General features: G+C 43.4%; 19 protein-coding genes and 1 pseudogene. 13 read left to right on the top strand and 7 right to left on the bottom strand.

The features are described 5' to 3' along the window. The 10 genes from HMPREF9380_RS10535 (at window position 1) to HMPREF9380_RS10580 (ending at window position 8998) form a co-directional block, all read left to right on the top strand. Window positions 1-276 carry a Veg family protein gene (locus HMPREF9380_RS10535; RefSeq protein ID WP_002894239.1) on the top strand — a complete coding sequence of 92 codons (276 nt, stop codon included), beginning with the start codon at window positions 1-3 and terminating at the stop codon, window positions 274-276. A gap of 96 nt (window positions 277-372) precedes the next feature. Beyond that, window positions 373-996, top strand: coding sequence for an HAD family hydrolase (locus HMPREF9380_RS10540; protein WP_002931664.1), 624 nt, complete (start codon window positions 373-375; stop codon window positions 994-996). Between the two features lie 303 nt (window positions 997-1299). After that, entirely contained in the window at window positions 1300-2052 is a 753-nt protein-coding gene (locus HMPREF9380_RS10545) for an ABC transporter permease (protein ID WP_032907105.1), read from the top strand. Window positions 2053-2096: 44 nt separating this feature from the next. Then, window positions 2097-3098: an ABC transporter substrate-binding protein gene (locus HMPREF9380_RS10550; protein ID WP_032907102.1), complete on the top strand. Its 1002-nt coding sequence runs from the start codon at window positions 2097-2099 to the stop codon at window positions 3096-3098. Next, entirely contained in the window at window positions 3095-3817 is a 723-nt protein-coding gene (locus HMPREF9380_RS10555; RefSeq protein ID WP_002931661.1) for an ABC transporter ATP-binding protein, read from the top strand. The genes HMPREF9380_RS10550 and HMPREF9380_RS10555 overlap by 4 nt, the downstream gene beginning before the upstream one ends. Window positions 3818-4079: 262 nt before the next feature. Further along, on the top strand, window positions 4080-4691 hold the full coding sequence (gene rpsD, locus HMPREF9380_RS10560; RefSeq protein WP_002899562.1) for a 30S ribosomal protein S4: 612 nt from the start codon (window positions 4080-4082) through the stop codon (window positions 4689-4691). Between the two features lie 200 nt (window positions 4692-4891). Beyond that, window positions 4892-5923, top strand: a complete 1032-nt coding sequence (locus HMPREF9380_RS10565; protein ID WP_032907100.1) for an NAD-dependent epimerase/dehydratase family protein — start codon at window positions 4892-4894, stop codon at window positions 5921-5923. Further along, window positions 5898-6725 carry an MBL fold metallo-hydrolase gene (locus HMPREF9380_RS10570; protein ID WP_002931657.1) on the top strand — a complete coding sequence of 276 codons (828 nt, stop codon included), beginning with the start codon at window positions 5898-5900 and terminating at the stop codon, window positions 6723-6725. The genes HMPREF9380_RS10565 and HMPREF9380_RS10570 overlap by 26 nt, the downstream gene beginning before the upstream one ends. Further along, on the top strand, window positions 6694-7953 hold the full coding sequence (locus HMPREF9380_RS10575; RefSeq protein ID WP_002931656.1) for a F390 synthetase-related protein: 1260 nt from the start codon (window positions 6694-6696) through the stop codon (window positions 7951-7953). The genes HMPREF9380_RS10570 and HMPREF9380_RS10575 overlap by 32 nt, the downstream gene beginning before the upstream one ends. Before the next feature lie 100 nt (window positions 7954-8053). Further along, entirely contained in the window at window positions 8054-8998 is a 945-nt protein-coding gene (locus HMPREF9380_RS10580; RefSeq protein WP_002907590.1) for a 3-oxoacyl-[acyl-carrier-protein] synthase III C-terminal domain-containing protein, read from the top strand. 104 nt (window positions 8999-9102) lie between these two features. Here the strand turns inward: HMPREF9380_RS10580 and HMPREF9380_RS10585 are convergent, their stop codons facing one another. Both HMPREF9380_RS10585 and HMPREF9380_RS12095 read right to left on the bottom strand, forming a co-directional pair. After that, window positions 9103-9633 (bottom strand): TetR/AcrR family transcriptional regulator, encoded by a 531-nt coding sequence (locus tag HMPREF9380_RS10585; protein WP_002931655.1) that lies wholly within the window; start codon window positions 9631-9633, stop codon window positions 9103-9105. A gap of 201 nt (window positions 9634-9834) precedes the next feature. Then, window positions 9835-9945, bottom strand: a pseudogene (locus HMPREF9380_RS12095) (DUF4947 domain-containing protein); the annotation flags it as partial. Between the two features lie 215 nt (window positions 9946-10160). Here HMPREF9380_RS12095 and HMPREF9380_RS10590 point away from each other — a divergent pair. The 3 genes from HMPREF9380_RS10590 to HMPREF9380_RS10600 all read left to right on the top strand — a co-directional run bounded on the left by HMPREF9380_RS10590 (window position 10161) and on the right by HMPREF9380_RS10600 (window position 14766). Then, the gene (locus HMPREF9380_RS10590; RefSeq protein WP_002931654.1) at window positions 10161-12584 is read left to right on the top strand and encodes a YhgE/Pip domain-containing protein; all 2424 of its coding nucleotides are present in this window, start codon (window positions 10161-10163) and stop codon (window positions 12582-12584) included. A gap of 189 nt (window positions 12585-12773) precedes the next feature. Then, on the top strand, window positions 12774-13487 hold the full coding sequence (locus HMPREF9380_RS10595; RefSeq protein WP_002931652.1) for a polyphosphate polymerase domain-containing protein: 714 nt from the start codon (window positions 12774-12776) through the stop codon (window positions 13485-13487). Between the two features lie 19 nt (window positions 13488-13506). Next, window positions 13507-14766 (top strand): carbohydrate-binding domain-containing protein, encoded by a 1260-nt coding sequence (locus tag HMPREF9380_RS10600; RefSeq protein ID WP_002931651.1) that lies wholly within the window; start codon window positions 13507-13509, stop codon window positions 14764-14766. 83 nt (window positions 14767-14849) lie between these two features. On the opposite strand, the gene HMPREF9380_RS10605 is transcribed toward HMPREF9380_RS10600, so the two are convergent. The 5 genes from HMPREF9380_RS10605 to HMPREF9380_RS10625 all read right to left on the bottom strand — a co-directional run bounded on the left by HMPREF9380_RS10605 (window position 14850) and on the right by HMPREF9380_RS10625 (window position 18567). Beyond that, a complete protein-coding gene (locus HMPREF9380_RS10605; protein WP_002931650.1) occupies window positions 14850-15503 on the bottom strand; it encodes an HAD family hydrolase in 654 nt (217 codons plus the stop codon). After that, a complete protein-coding gene (locus tag HMPREF9380_RS10610) occupies window positions 15496-16449 on the bottom strand; it encodes a S66 family peptidase (RefSeq protein ID WP_002931645.1) in 954 nt (317 codons plus the stop codon). The genes HMPREF9380_RS10605 and HMPREF9380_RS10610 overlap by 8 nt, the downstream gene beginning before the upstream one ends. 145 nt (window positions 16450-16594) lie before the next feature. Further along, the gene (locus tag HMPREF9380_RS10615) at window positions 16595-17662 is read right to left on the bottom strand and encodes a DUF4097 family beta strand repeat-containing protein (RefSeq protein WP_002931642.1); all 1068 of its coding nucleotides are present in this window, start codon (window positions 17660-17662) and stop codon (window positions 16595-16597) included. After that, window positions 17655-18254 (bottom strand): DUF1700 domain-containing protein, encoded by a 600-nt coding sequence (locus HMPREF9380_RS10620; RefSeq protein ID WP_002910970.1) that lies wholly within the window; start codon window positions 18252-18254, stop codon window positions 17655-17657. Before HMPREF9380_RS10620 ends, HMPREF9380_RS10615 begins: the two co-directional genes overlap by 8 nt. Continuing rightward, window positions 18229-18567 carry a PadR family transcriptional regulator gene (locus tag HMPREF9380_RS10625; RefSeq protein ID WP_002931639.1) on the bottom strand — a complete coding sequence of 113 codons (339 nt, stop codon included), beginning with the start codon at window positions 18565-18567 and terminating at the stop codon, window positions 18229-18231. The genes HMPREF9380_RS10620 and HMPREF9380_RS10625 overlap by 26 nt, the downstream gene beginning before the upstream one ends. Between the last annotated feature and the right edge of the window lie 36 nt (window positions 18568-18603).

Here is an 18603-nt window from a genome sequence, read left to right as displayed (position 1 = left end):
ATGAGTGATGCATTTACAGATGTGGCAAAAATGAAAAAAATCAAAGAAGATATCAAGGCGCATGAAGGACAAATCGTTGAGATGACGCTGGAAAACGGTCGTAAGCGCCAAAAAAGCAAGCAAGGCCGTCTGATTGAAGTCTATCCGTCTCTGTTTATCGTGGAATATTCCAATGAAGGCGGTCAGCCAGGGGAAATTTCCAATACCTATGTGGAGTCTTATACTTATTCTGACATTTTGACAGAAAAGAACCTTATCCGTTATTTTGATGAATAGAAAGGTCCAGTGGGCCTTTTTACTTATATTTGAAGCAATTCCTCAGTCAAATCGACGTATATAGAGGATGATAAGCAAAGAAAACAGGTGGTCATCATGATTAAAAATTTAGTTTTTGATTTGGGCAATGTTCTGATTGAATGGAATTCTGAGAAAATCTTGACATATTTTGAACCTGAGAAAGAGCAGCGGCAGGTCCTAAGACAGGCCATTTTTGAGTCGGGTGTCTGGCATCAGACGGACAAGGGAGAGCTGAGTTTGAAAGAAGCCTGTGAGGAAGTCCTGGCTCAGCTGGACGTTTCCTATCATTCTGCCGTTAAGAATATCTTTTATCACTGGTATGAGGTTGTGCATGTTTACAGTGGTTTACAGGAAAGGATTCGGCTATGGTCTGATCAAGGTTATCGAATCTATATCTTGTCAACCACTTGTGAGATTTTTTATCATATTGAAAAAGCTGGTTTGTTGCCCATTTACCCACTGCTGTCAGGCTATATCCTTTCCTCAGAGGTCGGTGTCGTCAAGCCAGAAGTAGAGATTTACCACAAGCTGTTGAAAAAATATGGTCTGGATCCAGTGGAATCCGTTTTCATTGATGATATTCAGGCTAACTTAGATACGGCAGCTGAATTGGGCTTTGAAACCATCTTATCCACAAGCGAGACAGAGAATATCAGGGCTATGGAGACTTTGCTGGCTGCGAAAGGAAAGTTTGACTGATGGATGATCGTTTGCTTCACTTATCGTTGAAAAGGAGTGAGTCCAAGCTCCAACCTTGACATTTGCTGATGATTGCGCTATCATAGTCCTATATATGGGAGTCTGTGTACAGTCTGAGAGGAAGTGTAAGCTTCGACCGCACCTGATCTGGGTAATGCCAGCGTAGGAATTATACCAAAAAACAGTGGTATTTGTGCGCCTTTTCCATATATGGAAAAGGCTTTTTCTTTTATCAATTTTATCGATGGTGATATCTTGAAGAATTGCAGCGCTAAAATACAGGAAGGGAGGAAAATCGTTCTAATGAAAGCACTACAAAGGCTGATGCGGCAGCAAATCGGTCTCTTAGGTATGCTGGGTGTACTTGTCATCTGGCAGGTCATGGGCTGGCTCAAGCTCTTGCCCAAGTTTATCCTGCCGACACCTCTGGAAATCGGTCAGGCCTTTATCAGAGATGCTGGCTTTCTAGCAAGTCATAGCTGGGCGACTTTAAAAGTAGCCTTGCTGGGTTTAGTCTTGGGCGTCATCTTGGCCTGTATACTAGCTATACTCATGGACAGTATGAGCTGGCTCAATGATCTAATCTACCCCATGATGGTCGTGGTGCAGACGATTCCAACCATTGCTTTAGCGCCAATTCTGGTTCTCTGGCTGGGTTATGGGATTTTGCCCAAGATTGTGCTGATTATTCTGACGACGACTTTTCCGATTATCGTCAGTATTCTGGACGGTTTTCGGCATTGTGATCGGGATACTATGACTCTCTTTGAGCTTATGCAAGCCAATCGCTGGCAGATTCTTTGGCATTTTAAGATTCCAGCTAGTTTGCCCTATTTCTATGCTGGCTTGCGCGTCAGTGTTTCCTATGCCTTTATCACGACCGTAGTTTCCGAATGGCTGGGCGGTTTCGAAGGCTTGGGTGTTTATATGATTCAGTCTAAGAAACTTTTCCAGTACGATACCATGTTTGCCATTATCATATTGGTTTCGGTCATCAGTCTTCTGGGGATGAAGCTAGTGGCTGTCAGTGAAAAATATGTCATCAAGTGGAAATAGGAGCTCAGCTCTGCTATTTTCCAAATAAAGAAAAGAGGATAATGATGAAAAAAAGTTGTAAAGTCTTGTTGGCAGGTTTGGCTGCCGTATCAATCATCGGCCTGGTGGCCTGCGGTCAGTCGAAATCTACATCTGAGAGCAAGGGTAAAAAGATTGATTTTATCCTAGACTGGTCACCTAACACCAACCATACCGGCCTTTATGTAGCTCAAGAAAAGGGCTACTTCAAGGAAGCAGGCGTGGATGTGGATATCAAGTTGCCGCCTGAAGATAGCAGTTCGGATTTGATTATCAACGGTAAGGCGCCTTTTGGTATTTACTTCCAGGACTCTATGGCCAAAAAACTGGATAAGGGCGCAGAAATCACAGCTGTTGCGGCTATTGTAGAGTATAATACTTCGGGCATTATTTCCAAGAAGTCGGCTGGTATTACAAGTCCTAAGGATCTGGCTGGGAAGAAATATGGTACCTGGAATGATCCGGTGGAGCTAGGCATGCTCAAAACTTTGGTTGAAAGCCAAGGAGGTCAGTTTGATGAGGTAGAAAAGGTTCCTAACAACGATTCCAACTCTATTACTCCGATTGAAAATGGCTTGTTTGATGCAGCTTGGATTTATCATGGCTGGGACGGCATCATGGCACAGTCTCAGGGCATGGACACTAATTTCTTTTATATGAAGGACTATGTAAAGGAGTTTGACTATTATTCTCCAGTCATCATTGCCAATAATGACTATCTGAAGAAGAATCCGGACGAAGCGAAAAAGGTCCTGCAGGCTATCAAGAAGGGCTATCAATATGCCATGGAGCACCCTGAAGAAGCGGCGGATATTTTAATCAAGCATGCGCCAGAGTTGAAAAACAAGCGTGACTTTGTCTTGGCTTCTCAAAAATATCTGTCTGAGCAATATGCATCAGATAAGGACAAGTGGGGTCAGTTTGAGGCTAGCCGCTGGAATGCCTTTTACAAATGGGCCAAGGATAAGGGTATCGTGGACAATGACTTGAGTGACAAGGGATTTAGCAACGATTATATAAAAAAATGACAGAAATTAAACTTGAAAATGTAAGCTATGCTTATGATGAGCAGCAGATTTTGAAAGATATCAGCCTACAGGTAGAAGCAGGCCAGGTCGTAGCGATTTTGGGGCCTAGTGGAGTCGGGAAAACGACCCTCTTTAATCTGATTGCGGGGATTTTGGAGGTCCAGTCGGGCAGGATTGTCCTAGATGGGCAGGAAAATCCTAAGGGCCGGGTGAGTTATATGCTGCAGAAGGACTTGCTGCTGGAGCACAAGACGGTGCTAGGCAATGTCATCTTGCCCCTGCTAATCCGAAAAGTATCAAAAAAGGAAGCGACGGAGCAGGCAACTCAGATTTTGAAAGAGTTCGGGCTCTTTGATGTAGCAGACAAGTATCCACATGAGCTGAGTGGGGGGATGCGGCAGCGCGTGGCTCTGCTACGGACCTATATGTTCGGTCACAAGCTATTTCTTCTAGACGAGGCCTTTAGTGCCTTGGATGAGCTGACTAAGATGGAGCTACACGCTTGGTATCTGGATATTCACCGTAGGCTGGGTCTGACGACTCTTCTCATTACTCATAGCATCGAGGAAGCTCTGGCTCTCAGTGACCGTATCTATGTTCTGAAAAATCGGCCTGGGCAAATCGTTGCAGATTTCCAACTGACTTGGTCAGACAGCGAGGATAAGGAATTGCAGAAGCTGCAATATAAGCAGGAGATTTTGAAGATTTTGGGAGTGTGAAACAACTGTCGGAATTCCTTTGCTTTAAAGAAACAACTTTAATCAAGCCTTTTGGCTTGATTTTTTGTATGATCCTCTTTACTTTTGACTTTATTCATGATACAATAGCTTTCGTGTGAAATAGCAGCAGGAAAGCATGGAGCTCGTCAACAGAACATCAGCTATAAAAGTAGCCTTAGCTGTTTGGGCGAAAATGTTCTGCACGAATCAGGGCTTTCTAAGTGACTATTTCCTCAAAAATATTTTACAGGAGGACATTTTTATGTCACGTTATACAGGACCATCTTGGAAACAAGCTCGTCGTTTAGGTCTTTCTCTTACTGGTACAGGTAAAGAATTGGCTCGCCGTAACTATGTACCTGGTCAACATGGACCAAACAACCGCAGCAAATTGTCAGAATACGGTTTGCAATTGGCTGAAAAGCAAAAACTTCGTTTCACTTACGGTGTAGGTGAAAAACAATTCCGTAACTTGTTTGTTCAAGCTTCAAAAATCAAAGAAGGAATCCTTGGTTTCAACTTCATGCTTCTTTTGGAGCGTCGCTTGGATAACGTTGTTTACCGTCTTGGTCTTGCGACTACTCGTCGTCAAGCTCGTCAATTCGTAAACCATGGTCATATCCTTGTTGACGGCAAACGCGTTGATATCCCATCATACCGCGTAACTCCAGGTCAAGTGATCTCAGTTCGTGAGAAATCATTGAAAGTGCCTGCAATCCTTGAAGCTGTTGAAGCAACTCTTGGACGTCCAGCATTCGTATCATTCGATGCTGAAAAATTAGAAGGTTCATTAACTCGCCTTCCAGAGCGCGATGAAATCAACCCAGAAATCAACGAAGCACTTATCGTTGAATTCTACAACAAAATGCTTTAATTTGTATTTGTTCAGAAGTCGGTTTCCCGGCTTCTTTTTTATACTCTCAATGAATTAATTAGAGTTATTTCCAACTAAAAAATGTCAATGGATTGAGACAGCTGCTTTGGGTAATTATCTTATTTCTTGCTGCTCCCATCCAATCAGGTGAGACACTTTGTAAAGATTTTTTCCAGCTTTTTTACGGAAGATTTGCTGAAATGGTGTATAATGGGGACAAGACACAAACAGAAAATTATATGAAAGGAGTAGCGATGAAGGTTCTAGTGACAGGAGCGACTGGCTTTCTAGGAAAGTATGTTGTTGAAGAGCTGGCTGAACAAGGCTATCAGGTGCGGGCTTTTGGCCGTAATCTGAAGGCTGGTCGGCAGTTAGAAGGTCCTTCAGTAGAGTTTTTTGCTGGAGATTTTACCAGAGAAGAAGAAATTTTTGCAGCCTGCGAAGGAGTGGATGCAGTGGTGCATGCTGGTGCCCTCTCAACGATTTGGGGATCCTGGGAGCAGTTTTATCAGACCAATGTAGTAGGAACCAAGTTGGTTATGGAAGCGTGCCGACATTTTGGAGTGCAACGACTGGTCTATATTTCCTCCCCAAGTGTTTATGCTGCGGCACGTGACCAACTTGCTATCAAAGAAGAGGCTGCTCCTCAGGAGAATGAGCTGAATTTCTATATAAAAAGCAAGCTCATGGCTGAGCGGATTGTCCGAAGCTATCCTCAAGTTCCATCGGTTATCTTGCGCCCAAGAGGGCTTTTTGGTATTGGGGATACCAGTATCTTTCCTAGGATTCTGCGCTTAAGCCAAAAACTGGCGATTCCACTCATCAGAAATGGCCAGCAAATGATGGACATGACCTGTGTGGAAAATGTGGCCTTTGCTGTTCGACTGGCTTTGGAAATGCCAGAAGCGCAAGGACAAGTTTACAACATTACCAACGGAGAATCCCGTAGTTTCAAGGATATGCTCGATGAAGCTTTAGATGGTTTACAAGTTCGTAAACGTTATATTAAGTTACCTGCTGCTTTTCTATGTCTTCTGGCACAAGGATTTGAAAGCTTTTATCGCTTTTTTAACATTGAAAAAGAGCCACCTCTGACTCTTTACACTTATTACTTAATGCGTTACAGTCAAACGCTGGATATATCAGCAGCGGTAAGGGATTTGGGCTACCAACCCAAGTTGACAATCAGTGAAGGGATTGCAAAATATGTCCAACATTATCGAGAAAATTGAGTATCTTCAGCCTGGGCGCTGCAGCAGTCACTTGCAGCAGATGTTTAAGGGAGTTGCCAAGAAAAAAATGATTTTTCCAGCTGGTGTTTTCCTCTTGAAGCATCGTGAAAAAGGCTATATTCTCTACGACACTGGCTATTCTCCAGCTATTCTGAAGCCCAATTTTAAATACTGGCTTTATGGTCTGGGAACGCCTGTTGATATGTCAGAAGAGGAGCGTGTAGATCGTCTGCTTGAGCAAAAAGGAATTGCGCCAGAAGATATTTCTTATGTCATCTTGTCGCACTTGCATCCAGATCACATCGGCGGAGCCGCTTTCTTTCCCAAGGCTCGCTTCATTCTGACCAAAACCGTCTTCAAAACGTATCAGCATGCCAAACTGAAGGATTTGATTTTCAAGGAATTTCTTCCGCAGGATTTTGAGAGTCGGTTGGAAGTAGTGGAACCTCAGCAGGTGCAAGAAGCATTCCTCTATCGCAAGACAGTCGACTTGTTTGGGGATGGCAGTATATATCTGGCCTCAGTTGATGGACATGCCGCTGGTCAAGCTTGTCTCTTTTTGCCAGATTATCATCTGTTTATCGGAGCTGATTTGTGCTGGGGCGTGGATCTGTTGCCGTACACGGAGCAGATGCGTTTCTTGCCGTCACTGATCCAGGATAGCAAGGAAGAATACATGGCCGGTGTGTCTTTGCTGCGGCAGTTGCTTGCTGTTGGCTATCAGGTGCTAGTCAGTCATGATCCGGCTGAGAGAGCGGAGCAGATTTTGTATGAAACTAGGAACATTTCTAAAAACCTTTAGCGTCATGCGCTGGGGGTATCGATTTAAAGATCGACAGGCATTGGAACGCTATCAAGTCAAGGCTTTAGCAGCTTATCGGGAATTTCTACAGCAGGAATCGCCTTATTTCAAATCAGGCATTCCAGCAGATTTTAAGATGAATAAGGCCTTTATGATGGAGCATTTCAATGAGCTCAATACTCAGGGACTGGATCGAGATGAGTTGCTAGCCTTGGCTCTGGAGAGCGAGCTGACACGTGATTTCAGCCCTATGATAGGAGAAATTGCTGTCGGCTTGTCTTCGGGGACATCCGGTCACCGAGGTTTATTTGTCACCACTGAAAAGGAGCGCAGTATGTGGGCGGCAGCCATCTTGGCCAAGATGCTGCCTACAGGCAAACTCTTTGGACATAAAATAGCCTTCTTTCTTCGGGCAGATAACCAACTCTATCAGACTGTCAATTCAGGCTTGATTTCTCTGGAGTATTTTGATACTTTCCAGGGAGCTGAAGAACACGTAGAGCGCTTGAATGCTTACCAGCCGACGATTTTGGTAGCGCCAGCATCAATGCTCTTGGAGCTGGCAGAACAAGTCCAGGCAGGAAATTTGCAGATTGCCCCTAGCAAAGTCGTGTCGGTGGCAGAGATTTTGGAAGAGCCAGATCGGCAGAGGATTCAAGCAGGTTTTGGTCTGAAAATGGTGGATCAGGTCTACCAAGCGACCGAGGGCTTTTTAGCCTGCAGCTGTGCCTACGGCAATCTTCATCTAAACGAAGATATTGTCCATGTAGATAAGCGCTACCTGGATGATAGGCGCTTTTATCCAATTATTACGGATTTTAAGCGGACTTCTCAGCCAATTTTTCAATATGAGCTGAATGATATCTTGGTCGAAAATCCTGAACCTTGCCCTTGCGGTTCGGTCTTTACACGGATTGACAGGATTGAGGGGCGCTCAGATGATATTTTCATTTTTGAAAATGCTGCAGGTCAGTCGGTGGAGGTCTTTCCAGACTTTATTCGCCGTTGTCTGCTCTTAGTTGATGGGATTGGAGAATACCAAGTAGCTCAGAAGCAGGACCATTCGCTGACCATTGCTATCGAACATCATAGTCAGCAGCGAGAAGACGAGATTGTCCAGCAATTTCAAAACTTAGCGACTGATAAAGACTTTCTTATGCCTGCTATTTCTTTTGAAAATTATCAGCGGGACAGAAGCCGTAAGTTGAAACGTATCTATCGGGCTTAAGAATGCCCCCAGTGGAAAAATATATGAATCAGAGGCTGAAGCGCTTTGGCAGTTTACCCAGCTGCCGAGAAGCCCCAAGTCTGACAAGAAGGAGTTTAATATGACAGCAGTAAAGAATCATATAAAGATTGTTGGTTACGGTACGCATCTACCTAGAAATACTGTGACTTTTAATGATCAGACCCGTTATCGGGTGGTGGAAAATGAAGAAACCCAGCTTTCCATGGCGGTTAAGGCAATTGAAAAAGCCCTAGAGCAAGCGGGCTTGACAATCAAAGACATCGATTGTATCGTGTCAGCCAGTGCGGTGGGCGTTCAGCCTATTCCTTGTACTGCTGCCCTGATTCATGAGTTGGTAGCCAAGGGCTTGTCCATTCCAGCCATGGATATCAATACGACTTGCACCAGCTTTATCTCGGCTTTGAGTCTCATGTCTCATTTGTTGGAGGCTGGTGAGTATCATAGGATCCTCATCGTGTCCAGTGAGGTTGGAAGTTTAGGGCTTAATCCCAATCAGAAAGAAAGTTTTGAGTTGTTCAGTGACGGTGCGGCTGCTTTGATTTTTGAAGCAACAGAGGAAGAGAGAGGTGTCATCTCCAGCCTGCAGCGGACTTGGTCTGAGGGAGCTCATGATACAGAGATTCGTGGTGGTTTGACATCTTTTCAGCCTAAGGAGTACTCGGACGCTACCAAGACTCACTACATGTTTGACATGAATGGTAAGAAGATACTCTTGCTCTCTGCCAGAAAAATTCCAGAAATGTTTAAAGAATTTAAAGAAAAGAGTGGTCTCAGCCTGTCTGACTTGGATTATATCATTCCGCATCAGGCTAGTCGTGCCCTGCCAATGGTCATGCGCAGCTTGGGTATTCCTGATGATAAATACCTTAATATTGTGCAAGATTATGGGAATATGGTGTCAGTAGCAGTGCCTTTTTCTCTCTGCTATGCTCTGGAGCGTAATCTAGTCAAGGAAGGAGACACCATCGCTCTGATGGGAACAGCAGCTGGTATGACGGTCAATATGCTAGCTATGAAACTATAAAATAAAAAAAATAGGGTGTGCAGAACCAAAAGAGGTTTCGTACACCCTGTTTAATTTTTCAAAAATATGAAAAGAATTGGAACCCATTGGGTTCCAGCAGCTTCTTACAGCATTTTTAAAAGAAATTCTGCTATTTGTTCAGGACTTTCTTTTTTTCCTCTGGCAATCCACATTTGGCAGACACCAAAGAAGGCATTGGCGAGAAAAACCCTGCTGTATTCTTTTTCAAAATGATTGTAAATACGCTTGCTAAAACGATCCTGCAGACTATCTGCCAACATCACCTGTAGTTTATGGCGTAGGAAATTTTGAATCTCTTTCGTGCCGTTTTCTGTCAAAAGGGCAGCCAAGAGCGGCTCTAGCTGAAGGAATTGAAAAACTTCCGTTATTGCAGTTTTAATATCCTCTTGATTGTTCTCAAAAATATATTCTAGTTGGTGAAAAAGGCTTTGTTGATAACGTTCAATCATGTCATACTTGTCCTTGTAATGAGTGTAGAAACTACTACGACTAATACCAGCAGCTTGGGCTAACTGGACAGTTGTGATATGGTCGAAAGATTCCTGTTGCAGTAATGTAACCATGGCTCTCTCAATAACAGCTTTAGTTTTTTTTCTCTTATTACTTTCATTCATAATTTTTCTCCTTTTGACCTATTATTTACTATCTTCAAAAATAGACATCAAGTCTAATTTTGCTCTAAAATGATAGGTTACTAAGACCTATTATATCAAAGTTTTCAGAAAATGGTATCACAGAAGTTCTTAAATAGTGATAAAAACAATTTTAAAAAAAGAAACCACTGAAGCAAATAGGTTTCTTTTGAAAAGAATGTATTATTTAAAGTAAAGGTAATCAGGATTTGGAGTCACGTAAAGTAAATTTCCTTCTTGTGAGAATATAAGAAAAACTTGCTCGCTATTATAAGAGTAGAGGATATACTGAGTTCCTGAGTACTTACCTGTGGAAAAACACCTTTTATCTACAGATTATTCAAGGATTAAAGACAGTAGGATTAACTGATTCCGCTTTCCTGCAATCTTTTTAAACAAAATTAGACACTGTGTCCATTTTTTAAAAAATAAGCTTGTATTAATTTTCGATTGGTGTATAATCAATTTTATCGAAATTTAGACACTTTGTATAATTTTAGGAGGTAGACATGTTAAGAGAATGGAAAGCTATTTTAAAAAAGCCGACTTTTATCATTGTGATGTTGGGAGTCTCTATGATTCCAGCCTTGTATAACGTTATTTTCTTGAGCTCCATGTGGGATCCATATGGAAAGGTATCGGACTTACCGGTAGCGGTCGTCAATCAGGATAAAGCTGTAACTGCTAGTGGTAAGACCTTGTCTATAGGCGACGATGTTGTTTCCAGCCTCAAGGAAAATAAAAATCTGGATTTTCACTTCGTCAGTAAAGAAGATGCTCAAAATGGTCTGGAAAAGGGTGATTACTACATGGTTGTGACGCTTCCAAGTGATTTATCTGAACGTGCAGCCAGTATTTTGACCGATAATCCTCAGCAAATGAAGATTGACTATCAAACGTCTAGCGGCCACAGTTTTATTGCTGGTAAGATGAGTGATTCAGCCATGACTTCTTTGAAGCAGACGGTGGCGCAAAATGTGACGGATACTTATACAAGCGCCTTATTTAAGAATATGGGAGATCTAAAAACTGGCTTGGTGAAGGCATCCGATGGTGCTCAGCAATTAGCATCTGGCAGCCAACAACTAGGTTCAGGCAGTCAGACAATTGCAGATAACTTAAGAACTCTGAATCAAGCTACGAGCAAATTATCGTCCGGTGCAGCTCAATTTAACACAGGTCTACAAACTTATACTGGGAGTGTTGCACAAGTATCGTCTGGACTGGGTAGTTTGTCAAATGGGATAAACACTTATGCAAATGGTGTAAGTACTGTGGCCACAGGTGCAAATCAGCTGTCGGGTCGATCAGCAGACTTATTGGGTGGAGTCCAACAGCTCACCCAGTCAGGAGATGGAGTTCAGGCCTTATCAACAGGTGTGACGAATCTGAATACGGGCTTGGCTACATTAAAGTCATCGGTAGATACAACCTTAGCTAACAACCAGCAAAACGTGAATGATTTGGCAACTGGCTTGACTCAGTTGAATGCTAGTATTCAAGCTGCAGCAAGTGACTCAGCAGTGTCGACAGACAGCATTGAAGCTTCACTGACTAGCATAGCAGCATCCGCTCAGGCCATTATCAATAATAATCAAGACGCCAAGGCCGCAGCTTTGGCAAGTGTCCAAGGGACCAGTGCTTATCAAGGCCTTTCTAGTGAAGCTAAGGCAGAGATTGATGTAGCAGTCAGTGCTAGTCAAGCAGGAAGTGACCAATCTGCTCAGGCAATTTTATCAGAAGTTGATACAATGAGGACTTCTCTTGAAACGATAAAAGGCGCTAGTCAAACAAAACTTAGTCAGTTAGAGGGTGCGTCAAATCAAGTTCTGCCACAGGCAGCTAACATGATTAATGGCCTTTATAATGGCTTATCAACAGTGAGTACTAGCCTCGGTTCAGCAAGCGGAGGAGCCAATCAACTAGCCGCAGGTGTAGATACCCTAAATGAGAAACTAACGACTGGCGCAACACAATTGGAACAAGGGGTGACAAGCTATACCAATGCAGTCGGTCAGCTATCTGAGGGGACATCAGCTTTGGCAAGTAAGAATCCTGATTTGCTAGCAAATACAACAAAATTAGCAAACGGGGCTGCCCAATTAACAGATAAATCGCCAGAATTGACCTCTAGTTTCGGGAAATTAGCAGATGGAGCCAATCAATTAGCGAGCGGAACAGGTAAGCTGGCTGATGGCAGCAGTGCTTTAACAGATAATCTCTCTAAACTTACTGTGGCAACGAGCGATTTGTCCAATGGGCTCACGAATGCAGGCGATAAATTGTCGACTGTTTCTACTAGGGAAGACAATGCAAAAACTCTAGCAGATCCTCTGACACTGAGCAAGACAGATGAGAATAAGGTAGAGAAAAATGGAATTGGGATGGCGCCTTATATGATTTCAGTAGCTTTATTTGTGGCAGCTATTTCAACCAATATCATCTTTAGCACACTTCCATCGGGTCAAGAACCTAAGACGAAACGAGATTGGCTGAAGGCCCGTATAGAGGTAAATGGAGTCATTTCTGTCGTGGCGGGTGTTTTGGTCTATGGTGCTGTGCACTTGATAGGCCTATCTGCTAACCATGAGTGGGCAACCCTTGGTTTGATTGTCCTAGCCAGCATGACCTTTATGGCTCTTGTGACAGCTTTGGTTACTTGGGATAGCAAGCTCGGCGCCTTTGCTTCTCTGATTCTTTTGCTCTTACAGCTGGCTTCTAGTGCAGGAACCTATCCGCTGGAGCTGACTAGTAAGATTTTCCAAGTTATCAACCCTTGGCTGCCAATGAGCTATTCTGTATCGGGCTTACGCCAAACGATTTCCATGAACGGCCAAATTGGTAGTCAGGTGCTCTTCCTTGCTTTTGTTTTAGTTCTTTTCATGGCACTTGGTACTCTGGTCTATCGAACAGATAAAAAACAGTTAGCTTAGGGCTTGTACTTTTATGAATTTGTAAAAATGTAGATGAAAAGTCTATCTGTAATTCTTTTACTTTTTCTCTCATCAACATCTCCTGAAAAGGGAGATGTTTTGTTTTCTTTAAGTTTTCTTTATCTTTCTTTTAAGTTTTCATCTTTAAAATTGCATTACATTCAAGAAAGATAGAGAGGTGAGAAGCCCATGGCAGAAAAATTTTTTCAACATCATTTTCAGCGCTTTGAAACCAAATACATCATTTCTAAGGAAACTTTGCTGGATCTATTGCTAGAGTTTGAAGGCTATTTGGTGGAGGATGAGCGAGCTTATTCGACTATTAACAATCTCTACTACGATACGTCATCTTATCAGCTTATTCGTGAGTCCTTGGAAAATCCTTGCTTTGATGAGAAGGTGCGTTTGCGGACTTATCAAGAGCATCCGACCGAGGATAGTCAAGTCTTTTTGGAAATCAAGAAAAAGACAGAAGGTCTAGTCACCAAATGCCGTCTTGCAGAAGATTTACTGACAGCGGAAGCCTATCTGGACGGTGATTACAGTCAGCTGACTGACCTTCAGATAGATAAGGAAATGGTCTGGCTGACCCAGCATTTTGGCAACATTCAGCCCATGATGTATATCGGCTACAATCGTTATTCGATGAAAGGGATTGAGGATGAGCGGATTCGGATTACCTTTGATCACGACCTGACCTACCGTCCTTATGATTTGAGTCTCTTGGCTGGTCGCCATGGAGGTCATCTCCTGCTAGCCAATCACGTCATCATGGAAGTTAAGATTCCAGAAGCTTGTCCGTTATGGCTCAGCGAGATCATGGATCGCTACCAGCTGTCTCCAAGCTCTTTCTCCAAATACGGCTTTGCCTACAAAAAGGCAAACTGTATCAGCAGTAAATAGAATAGATAGGAAAATAAAAATGAAACAATCAAAATCAACCCTTAAAAAAATTAAATTGATGATTCCACTGGTTTTGATGACAGCAGTGCTGGGAGCCTGCAGCTCAAACGCCAGCAGTTCTACAACTTCAAGCACTACCCAGGCTGCTAACGCTACAAGCACCAGTCAGACTAAGACCAATACCTCTGATTACTTTGCTTCAGAGGACTCAGACGCTTCTTATGATGAGTCTAAGGCGACGACCATCAGCCTGAGTGGATCTAGTGCTAAGACCTCTGGTGACGGAGCTAGTGTCTCCGGCTCGACTGTGACAATCTCAAAGGCTGGAACTTATGTCGTTTCCGGAACGAGTGAAAATGTGCAGATTGTTGTCAAAGCAGGTGATAGCGACAAGGTCCAAATCGTCCTAAATGGTGTAACCATGAGCGGGACAGATGCAGCTATTCTAGTAGAAAATGCGGGTAAAACAAGCCTGACTCTGGCTGACGGCAGCCAAAACACAATCTCAGACTCATCAAATCAAAGTAATACGGATGCAGATGCAGCTATCTATAGTAACTCTGATCTGACTCTCAACGGCTCTGGAAGCCTGAAAGTTGACGGCAAGTATGAAACAGCGATTAAGTCTGAGCAGACCTTGCGGGTAACAGGTGGCACTTATACACTCGAGGCAGCTAAGCATGGTCTTTCAGCAGCTTCAGCCATTAATATCAAGGACGCTACTATCGACATCACAGCGACAGAAGATGCCATCCACGCAGACAATGATGAAGATACTTCTCTGGGGAATCTCTATATCCAGTCCGGCACTATCACGATTAATGCAGGTGATGATGGTCTGCACGCTAGCAATATCGCTTTGATTGATGGTGGGACAATTACGGTTTCCAAGAGTGTAGAAGCTCTGGAAGGAACCAATGTTACCATTAACGGAGGCAAGCTGGACCTTTATGCGACAGATGATGGTATCAATGCAGCTAGTGACGTAACTGGCGCTGATATCTTTATCAAGATTACTGGTGGCGATATCAAGGTCGAGGTCGGTGAAGGCGATACAGACGCTATCGACTCCAACGGCGATGTCATCATGTCAGGAGGAAACTTGGATATTAGTTCTACGGTATCTGCCTTTGACTTTGACGGAACAGCTATCTACACTGGCGGTACTATCACGGTCAATGGTGAAAGCCGAACAGAAATCACAGCCGACGGACCTGGCTCTGGTGGACCCGGTGGCGGCGGTGCCCCGGGCGGCCAAGGCGGTTTTGGTGGACGATAAGAAAATAAGGCAGTTCAAATTGAACTGCCTTATTAATTTATGAAAAAGACGGGGATGCAGCTATGTTTCTGCAAAGTAATCTTTTATAGAAGACTTAAGAGAGACGATAAATTTTCTATAGTGAAATCAGGTTTTTCTTCTAGTCGTTGGGGTTGGTAATAAGCACTAAAACCTTGTTTTAACCAGATAGTTGTCATTCCTAGTGCTTTAGCAGGTATGATATCATTGTCTATTCGATCACCAATCATAATAGCTTGTTTAGCAGGGCAATGAGCTTTCTCTAAAGCTAAAGTGAAAATGGCAGGGGAAGGCTTGGCAAGTCCGAACTCTGCAGAAGAGACAACTAAATCAATCCATTGATATAGTCCCATTTTTTTCAAACGTTCTTTTAGGCCAGGTAGTTGGTTGGCGATGATTCCGATTTTATATCGGTTGTGCAATTCTTTTAAGACCACTTGGGCATCTGGGTATACTTTCTCCAAATTAGAGTTCCAAATGGGACGTTCTAAGTTAAATTCTTTTATTGTCTCCAAGTCTCCCTTTTTGCCTTCTTTAAACAGTTCAACCATACGAGCATAAAAAATATCGTAGTTAATATTTGTCTCTGTAATTGCTCTCCTAATTCTATCTTGATAGGCTTCTTTTTCATCAATCAAAGTAGAGCCAACGTCAAAAAACAACCATTTATGAGCTGACATTTTACTACCTCCACAATAATTATGATATGTCTTACTCATCTATCTTAATCAACATCTTCTCCGTATCCACTGTCACTTGAGCACCGATGGTAATGGTAAAAAGTGGCTGAGTATGAGCAAAGTCCAAGTCATAGAGGACGGGAATCGTCTTTAGAATTGGATGTTTGTCCAAGATATAAAGGAGCAGCTCCTCTGTCATCTGACATTCTTTTGGAAAGCGACCGATGAGAAGGGCCTGCGGGTTAGGATAGGCCTGAAGGAGGGCAGCTAGATTGCGGTCAAACTCCACATAATCATCTTCTTCGGCCTCTTCAACAAAGAGGACATAGTTTTCATCTGTTGGGGCATAGGGTGTTCCACGCAGAAGTGAGAAGGTGGAGAGATTACCGCCGATAACAGTGGCTTGGGCTTGTCCGTGATGATAGACTTTCCACTCCGTTTCATGGAAGGTCAGTGGCGCATCAGGCAAATACCAAGCATTGTCGCCCCATTTTTCACTAGGAGTCAATTCATAAGAAGTCTGGCTGACGGCCTTGAGCCAGCTCTCAGTCTGATAGTCCTGCAGGGCATCCATCTTAAAGCTGGAGTAAGACGGTCCCATGTAGGTTTTCATGCCGGTCTTACTATAGATAGCGTTGAGCAAGGCTGTTGTGTCTGAGTAGCCGCAGAAAATCTTAGGATTTCTAGCAATTAATTCAAAGTCCAGATAGGGCAGGAGCTCATTGCAGTTGAAACCGCCGATGGTGGCCAGAATAGCATCAACGGAGTCATCCGAAAAGGCAGCATGAATGTCTTCCACCCTGCTTTCGATGGAGGCAGAGTCTAGCATATCATTTTCCAGATAATGTTCCGAAAAAGACACAGTAAATCCTAACTTTTCCAAGCGCTCCTTGGCGGCTAGATTGGCCTCAAAGCCACCGATGTGTTCGATTGATGCCGAAGGGCTGACGACCCGAATGTGCATACCAGGTGCGAGTTTTTTCATAGGGACCTCCTTATGATAAATTTTTATAGAATATCATAGCACAAAGGCCAAGACCTGTAAAGCAAACTTAGGTCAGTGCGGGAATTTTTATCAAAAAAAGGGAGCCGCTGAAGACTCCCTGATTGTATATATTCTTTTCTATGATTTATTCGCTGAGCTTAATGCTACCGCTTTCGACGCTGGCAGTAAGTGTAGTTGTCGGATTTTCGACTTTACGGATGGCAGAGCCGCCAAGTTCATGGCCTTTGGAGTGCTCTACACTTATACTACTAGGGATGTCAATTTCACCTAGATCCGTTTTCAGATCAAAGGATAGCTGCGACAAACTGCCAGAAACCAGATGCAGATTAATATCGCCCAGTTGGTTAGTGATAGAGATTGTACCAGCTAATTCCAACTGTTCAGAGTTCAGTGAGCCGCTTGAGATTTTCAGAGTGCTGTCGGAGATTTTGCTCGAGTTTAGATTGACCTCTCCCAGAGAGTTTGCTATTTCGCCAGATGCGAACTGGCTGTTGCTCAGAGTGATGGTACCCGAAGAATCAATGATTTTTCCAGAGCTAATCTGACTGTTATTGATGGTAATCTCTCCCAGAGAGTTCTTAAATTTACCAGATGCGAATTGGCCATCATTCACAGTCAACGAGCCCTGAGATAGAGAGAAGTCAGCATTTTTGGCTGATAGATTGGACAGCGTAACATCTCCTAGTGACGAACTGCCGCTGAATGTCTCAAGCTTGGTCCCCTTGGGCAGGGAAAGCTCCACAGTACGCTTCTCCTGAGATTCTTGGTCAAATAAGCTGAGTAAGGAGCGGATGCCAGTGCTTATGTGGAAGGAGCGGATGTCAGTGCTTATGTGGAAGGAGTCTGCACCATCTTCCTTGATGTTTAAGTTTCCATTTTCAGAACTTGTTGTTATTTTTCCAAGCATGCTGCCGCCAATCTGATAGTTGCCGTCTCTTTGGTAATAGGTCAAGTGAGCCTTGTCATCAGGAGATTCGCTGATGACGAGGTTTCTAGCTGCTAAGTTGATATTTAGGGAAGAAAGATCAGAGAAACTTTCTTCTTTTTTCGTTAGTTTTACCTTGCTTTTGGTAGAATTGACCAAGTCATTGACACCGCCTGTCATGGAGCCGATAGTTGTCAAGGCTCCACCAAAGAGGCAGGCTAAAATAGCTGCAGATAAAAGAGGTTTTTTCAATTTGATGTTAGCCATGACGTGCTCCTTTCTTTGCGAAAAGTTGAGCTAGTTTGACAAAGCCAGCCTTGCCAAACTGAGTAACAGGAGAAATGCCTGCGTAGAAGATGCCGGACAGTCCCAGAGCTAGAACACTGAGCCCCAGAGTGAACAGGAAGGCCGGGATAGATGTCGTCAGTCCCACTGTCAAAGTGTCCCAAATCAGGCTGATGCCAAAGATAAAGAAGGCAAAGGCACCTATAGCCATGACGAGAGCAAAGATAAAGACTAAGAGGAAGAAAACAAAAGTCAAAAGGGCTGCTACTATAAAGAGCGGAATAGCCAAGGGTGCTGCCAAAATGGATAGGATAGCAATCTGGACGATGTTCTTAGTGTTTTTTGATGAACTGCTGTCTTGATTATCTTCCTCGACTTTTTTGTCCAAAAGATTCAACATAATCTCGTGGGCCGCTTCCTTAGGGCTGCCTAGATCAGCAATAGCGGCTGCCTCGCCCTCTGGGCCTACCTCGTCGAAGTACTCAGTGAAGTAATCCATAGTTTCCTCATAGTCCTTGCGTGGCAGTTTTTTCAGATATTTTTCTAGCTCAGCTAGATACTCGGTTCTTGTCATGACGGATGCTCCCTTCTATGATACCGCTGATGGTCATGGTATAAGTTTGCCACTCTTCTTTTAGAGTGAGTAGCTGTTCGTGCCCGTAGGCAGTGAGTGAATAGTATTTTCGTTTTCGTCCTTGGTACTCCTGCGAATAAGTCGTGAGGCAGTCATTTTGCTCCAGCTTCTTCAGAATGGGGTAAAGTGTTGATTCTTTGATATTGGCAATCAGCTTGATTGTCTGGCTGATTTCATAACCGTAGGAATCGTCTTTTTCAAGGATGGCTAAGATGAGAAACTCAATCAAAGCCGATGATGTGGGGAAAGACATAGGACCACCTCCTTGTGTAAAATATTTATATATAAT

The organism is Streptococcus sanguinis SK49 (assembly GCF_000212815.1).
Lineage (GTDB): Bacteria > Bacillota > Bacilli > Lactobacillales > Streptococcaceae > Streptococcus > Streptococcus sanguinis_C.
The sequence above is the reverse complement of the archived record's forward strand: the minus strand, read 5'-3'. Positions and strand labels throughout refer to the sequence as shown.

Bases quoted from the DNA above. Each gene is read 5' to 3' on its own strand.
- HMPREF9380_RS10585 (WP_002931655.1), bottom strand. From the start codon at position 9,633: ATGAATGAAAGTAATAAGAGAAAAAAAACTAAAGCTGTTATTGAGAGA.
- HMPREF9380_RS10555 (WP_002931661.1), top strand. From the start codon at position 3,095: ATGACAGAAATTAAACTTGAAAATGTAAGCTATGCTTATGATGAGCAG.
- HMPREF9380_RS10605 (WP_002931650.1), bottom strand. From the start codon at position 15,503: ATGAGTAAGACATATCATAATTATTGTGGAGGTAGTAAAATGTCAGCT.
- HMPREF9380_RS10625 (WP_002931639.1), bottom strand. From the start codon at position 18,567: ATGTCTTTCCCCACATCATCGGCTTTGATTGAGTTTCTCATCTTAGCC.
- HMPREF9380_RS10570 (WP_002931657.1), top strand. From the start codon at position 5,898: ATGTCCAACATTATCGAGAAAATTGAGTATCTTCAGCCTGGGCGCTGC.
- rpsD (WP_002899562.1), top strand. From the start codon at position 4,080: ATGTCACGTTATACAGGACCATCTTGGAAACAAGCTCGTCGTTTAGGT.
- HMPREF9380_RS10575 (WP_002931656.1), top strand. From the start codon at position 6,694: ATGAAACTAGGAACATTTCTAAAAACCTTTAGCGTCATGCGCTGGGGG.
- HMPREF9380_RS10590 (WP_002931654.1), top strand. From the start codon at position 10,161: ATGTTAAGAGAATGGAAAGCTATTTTAAAAAAGCCGACTTTTATCATT.
- HMPREF9380_RS10540 (WP_002931664.1), top strand. From the start codon at position 373: ATGATTAAAAATTTAGTTTTTGATTTGGGCAATGTTCTGATTGAATGG.
- HMPREF9380_RS10545 (WP_032907105.1), top strand. From the start codon at position 1,300: ATGAAAGCACTACAAAGGCTGATGCGGCAGCAAATCGGTCTCTTAGGT.
- HMPREF9380_RS10610 (WP_002931645.1), bottom strand. From the start codon at position 16,449: ATGAAAAAACTCGCACCTGGTATGCACATTCGGGTCGTCAGCCCTTCG.
- HMPREF9380_RS10620 (WP_002910970.1), bottom strand. From the start codon at position 18,254: ATGACAAGAACCGAGTATCTAGCTGAGCTAGAAAAATATCTGAAAAAA.
- HMPREF9380_RS10600 (WP_002931651.1), top strand. From the start codon at position 13,507: ATGAAACAATCAAAATCAACCCTTAAAAAAATTAAATTGATGATTCCA.
- HMPREF9380_RS10550 (WP_032907102.1), top strand. From the start codon at position 2,097: ATGAAAAAAAGTTGTAAAGTCTTGTTGGCAGGTTTGGCTGCCGTATCA.
- HMPREF9380_RS10535 (WP_002894239.1), top strand. From the start codon at position 1: ATGAGTGATGCATTTACAGATGTGGCAAAAATGAAAAAAATCAAAGAA.
- HMPREF9380_RS10595 (WP_002931652.1), top strand. From the start codon at position 12,774: ATGGCAGAAAAATTTTTTCAACATCATTTTCAGCGCTTTGAAACCAAA.
- HMPREF9380_RS10615 (WP_002931642.1), bottom strand. From the start codon at position 17,662: ATGGCTAACATCAAATTGAAAAAACCTCTTTTATCTGCAGCTATTTTA.
- HMPREF9380_RS10580 (WP_002907590.1), top strand. From the start codon at position 8,054: ATGACAGCAGTAAAGAATCATATAAAGATTGTTGGTTACGGTACGCAT.
- HMPREF9380_RS10565 (WP_032907100.1), top strand. From the start codon at position 4,892: ATGGTGTATAATGGGGACAAGACACAAACAGAAAATTATATGAAAGGA.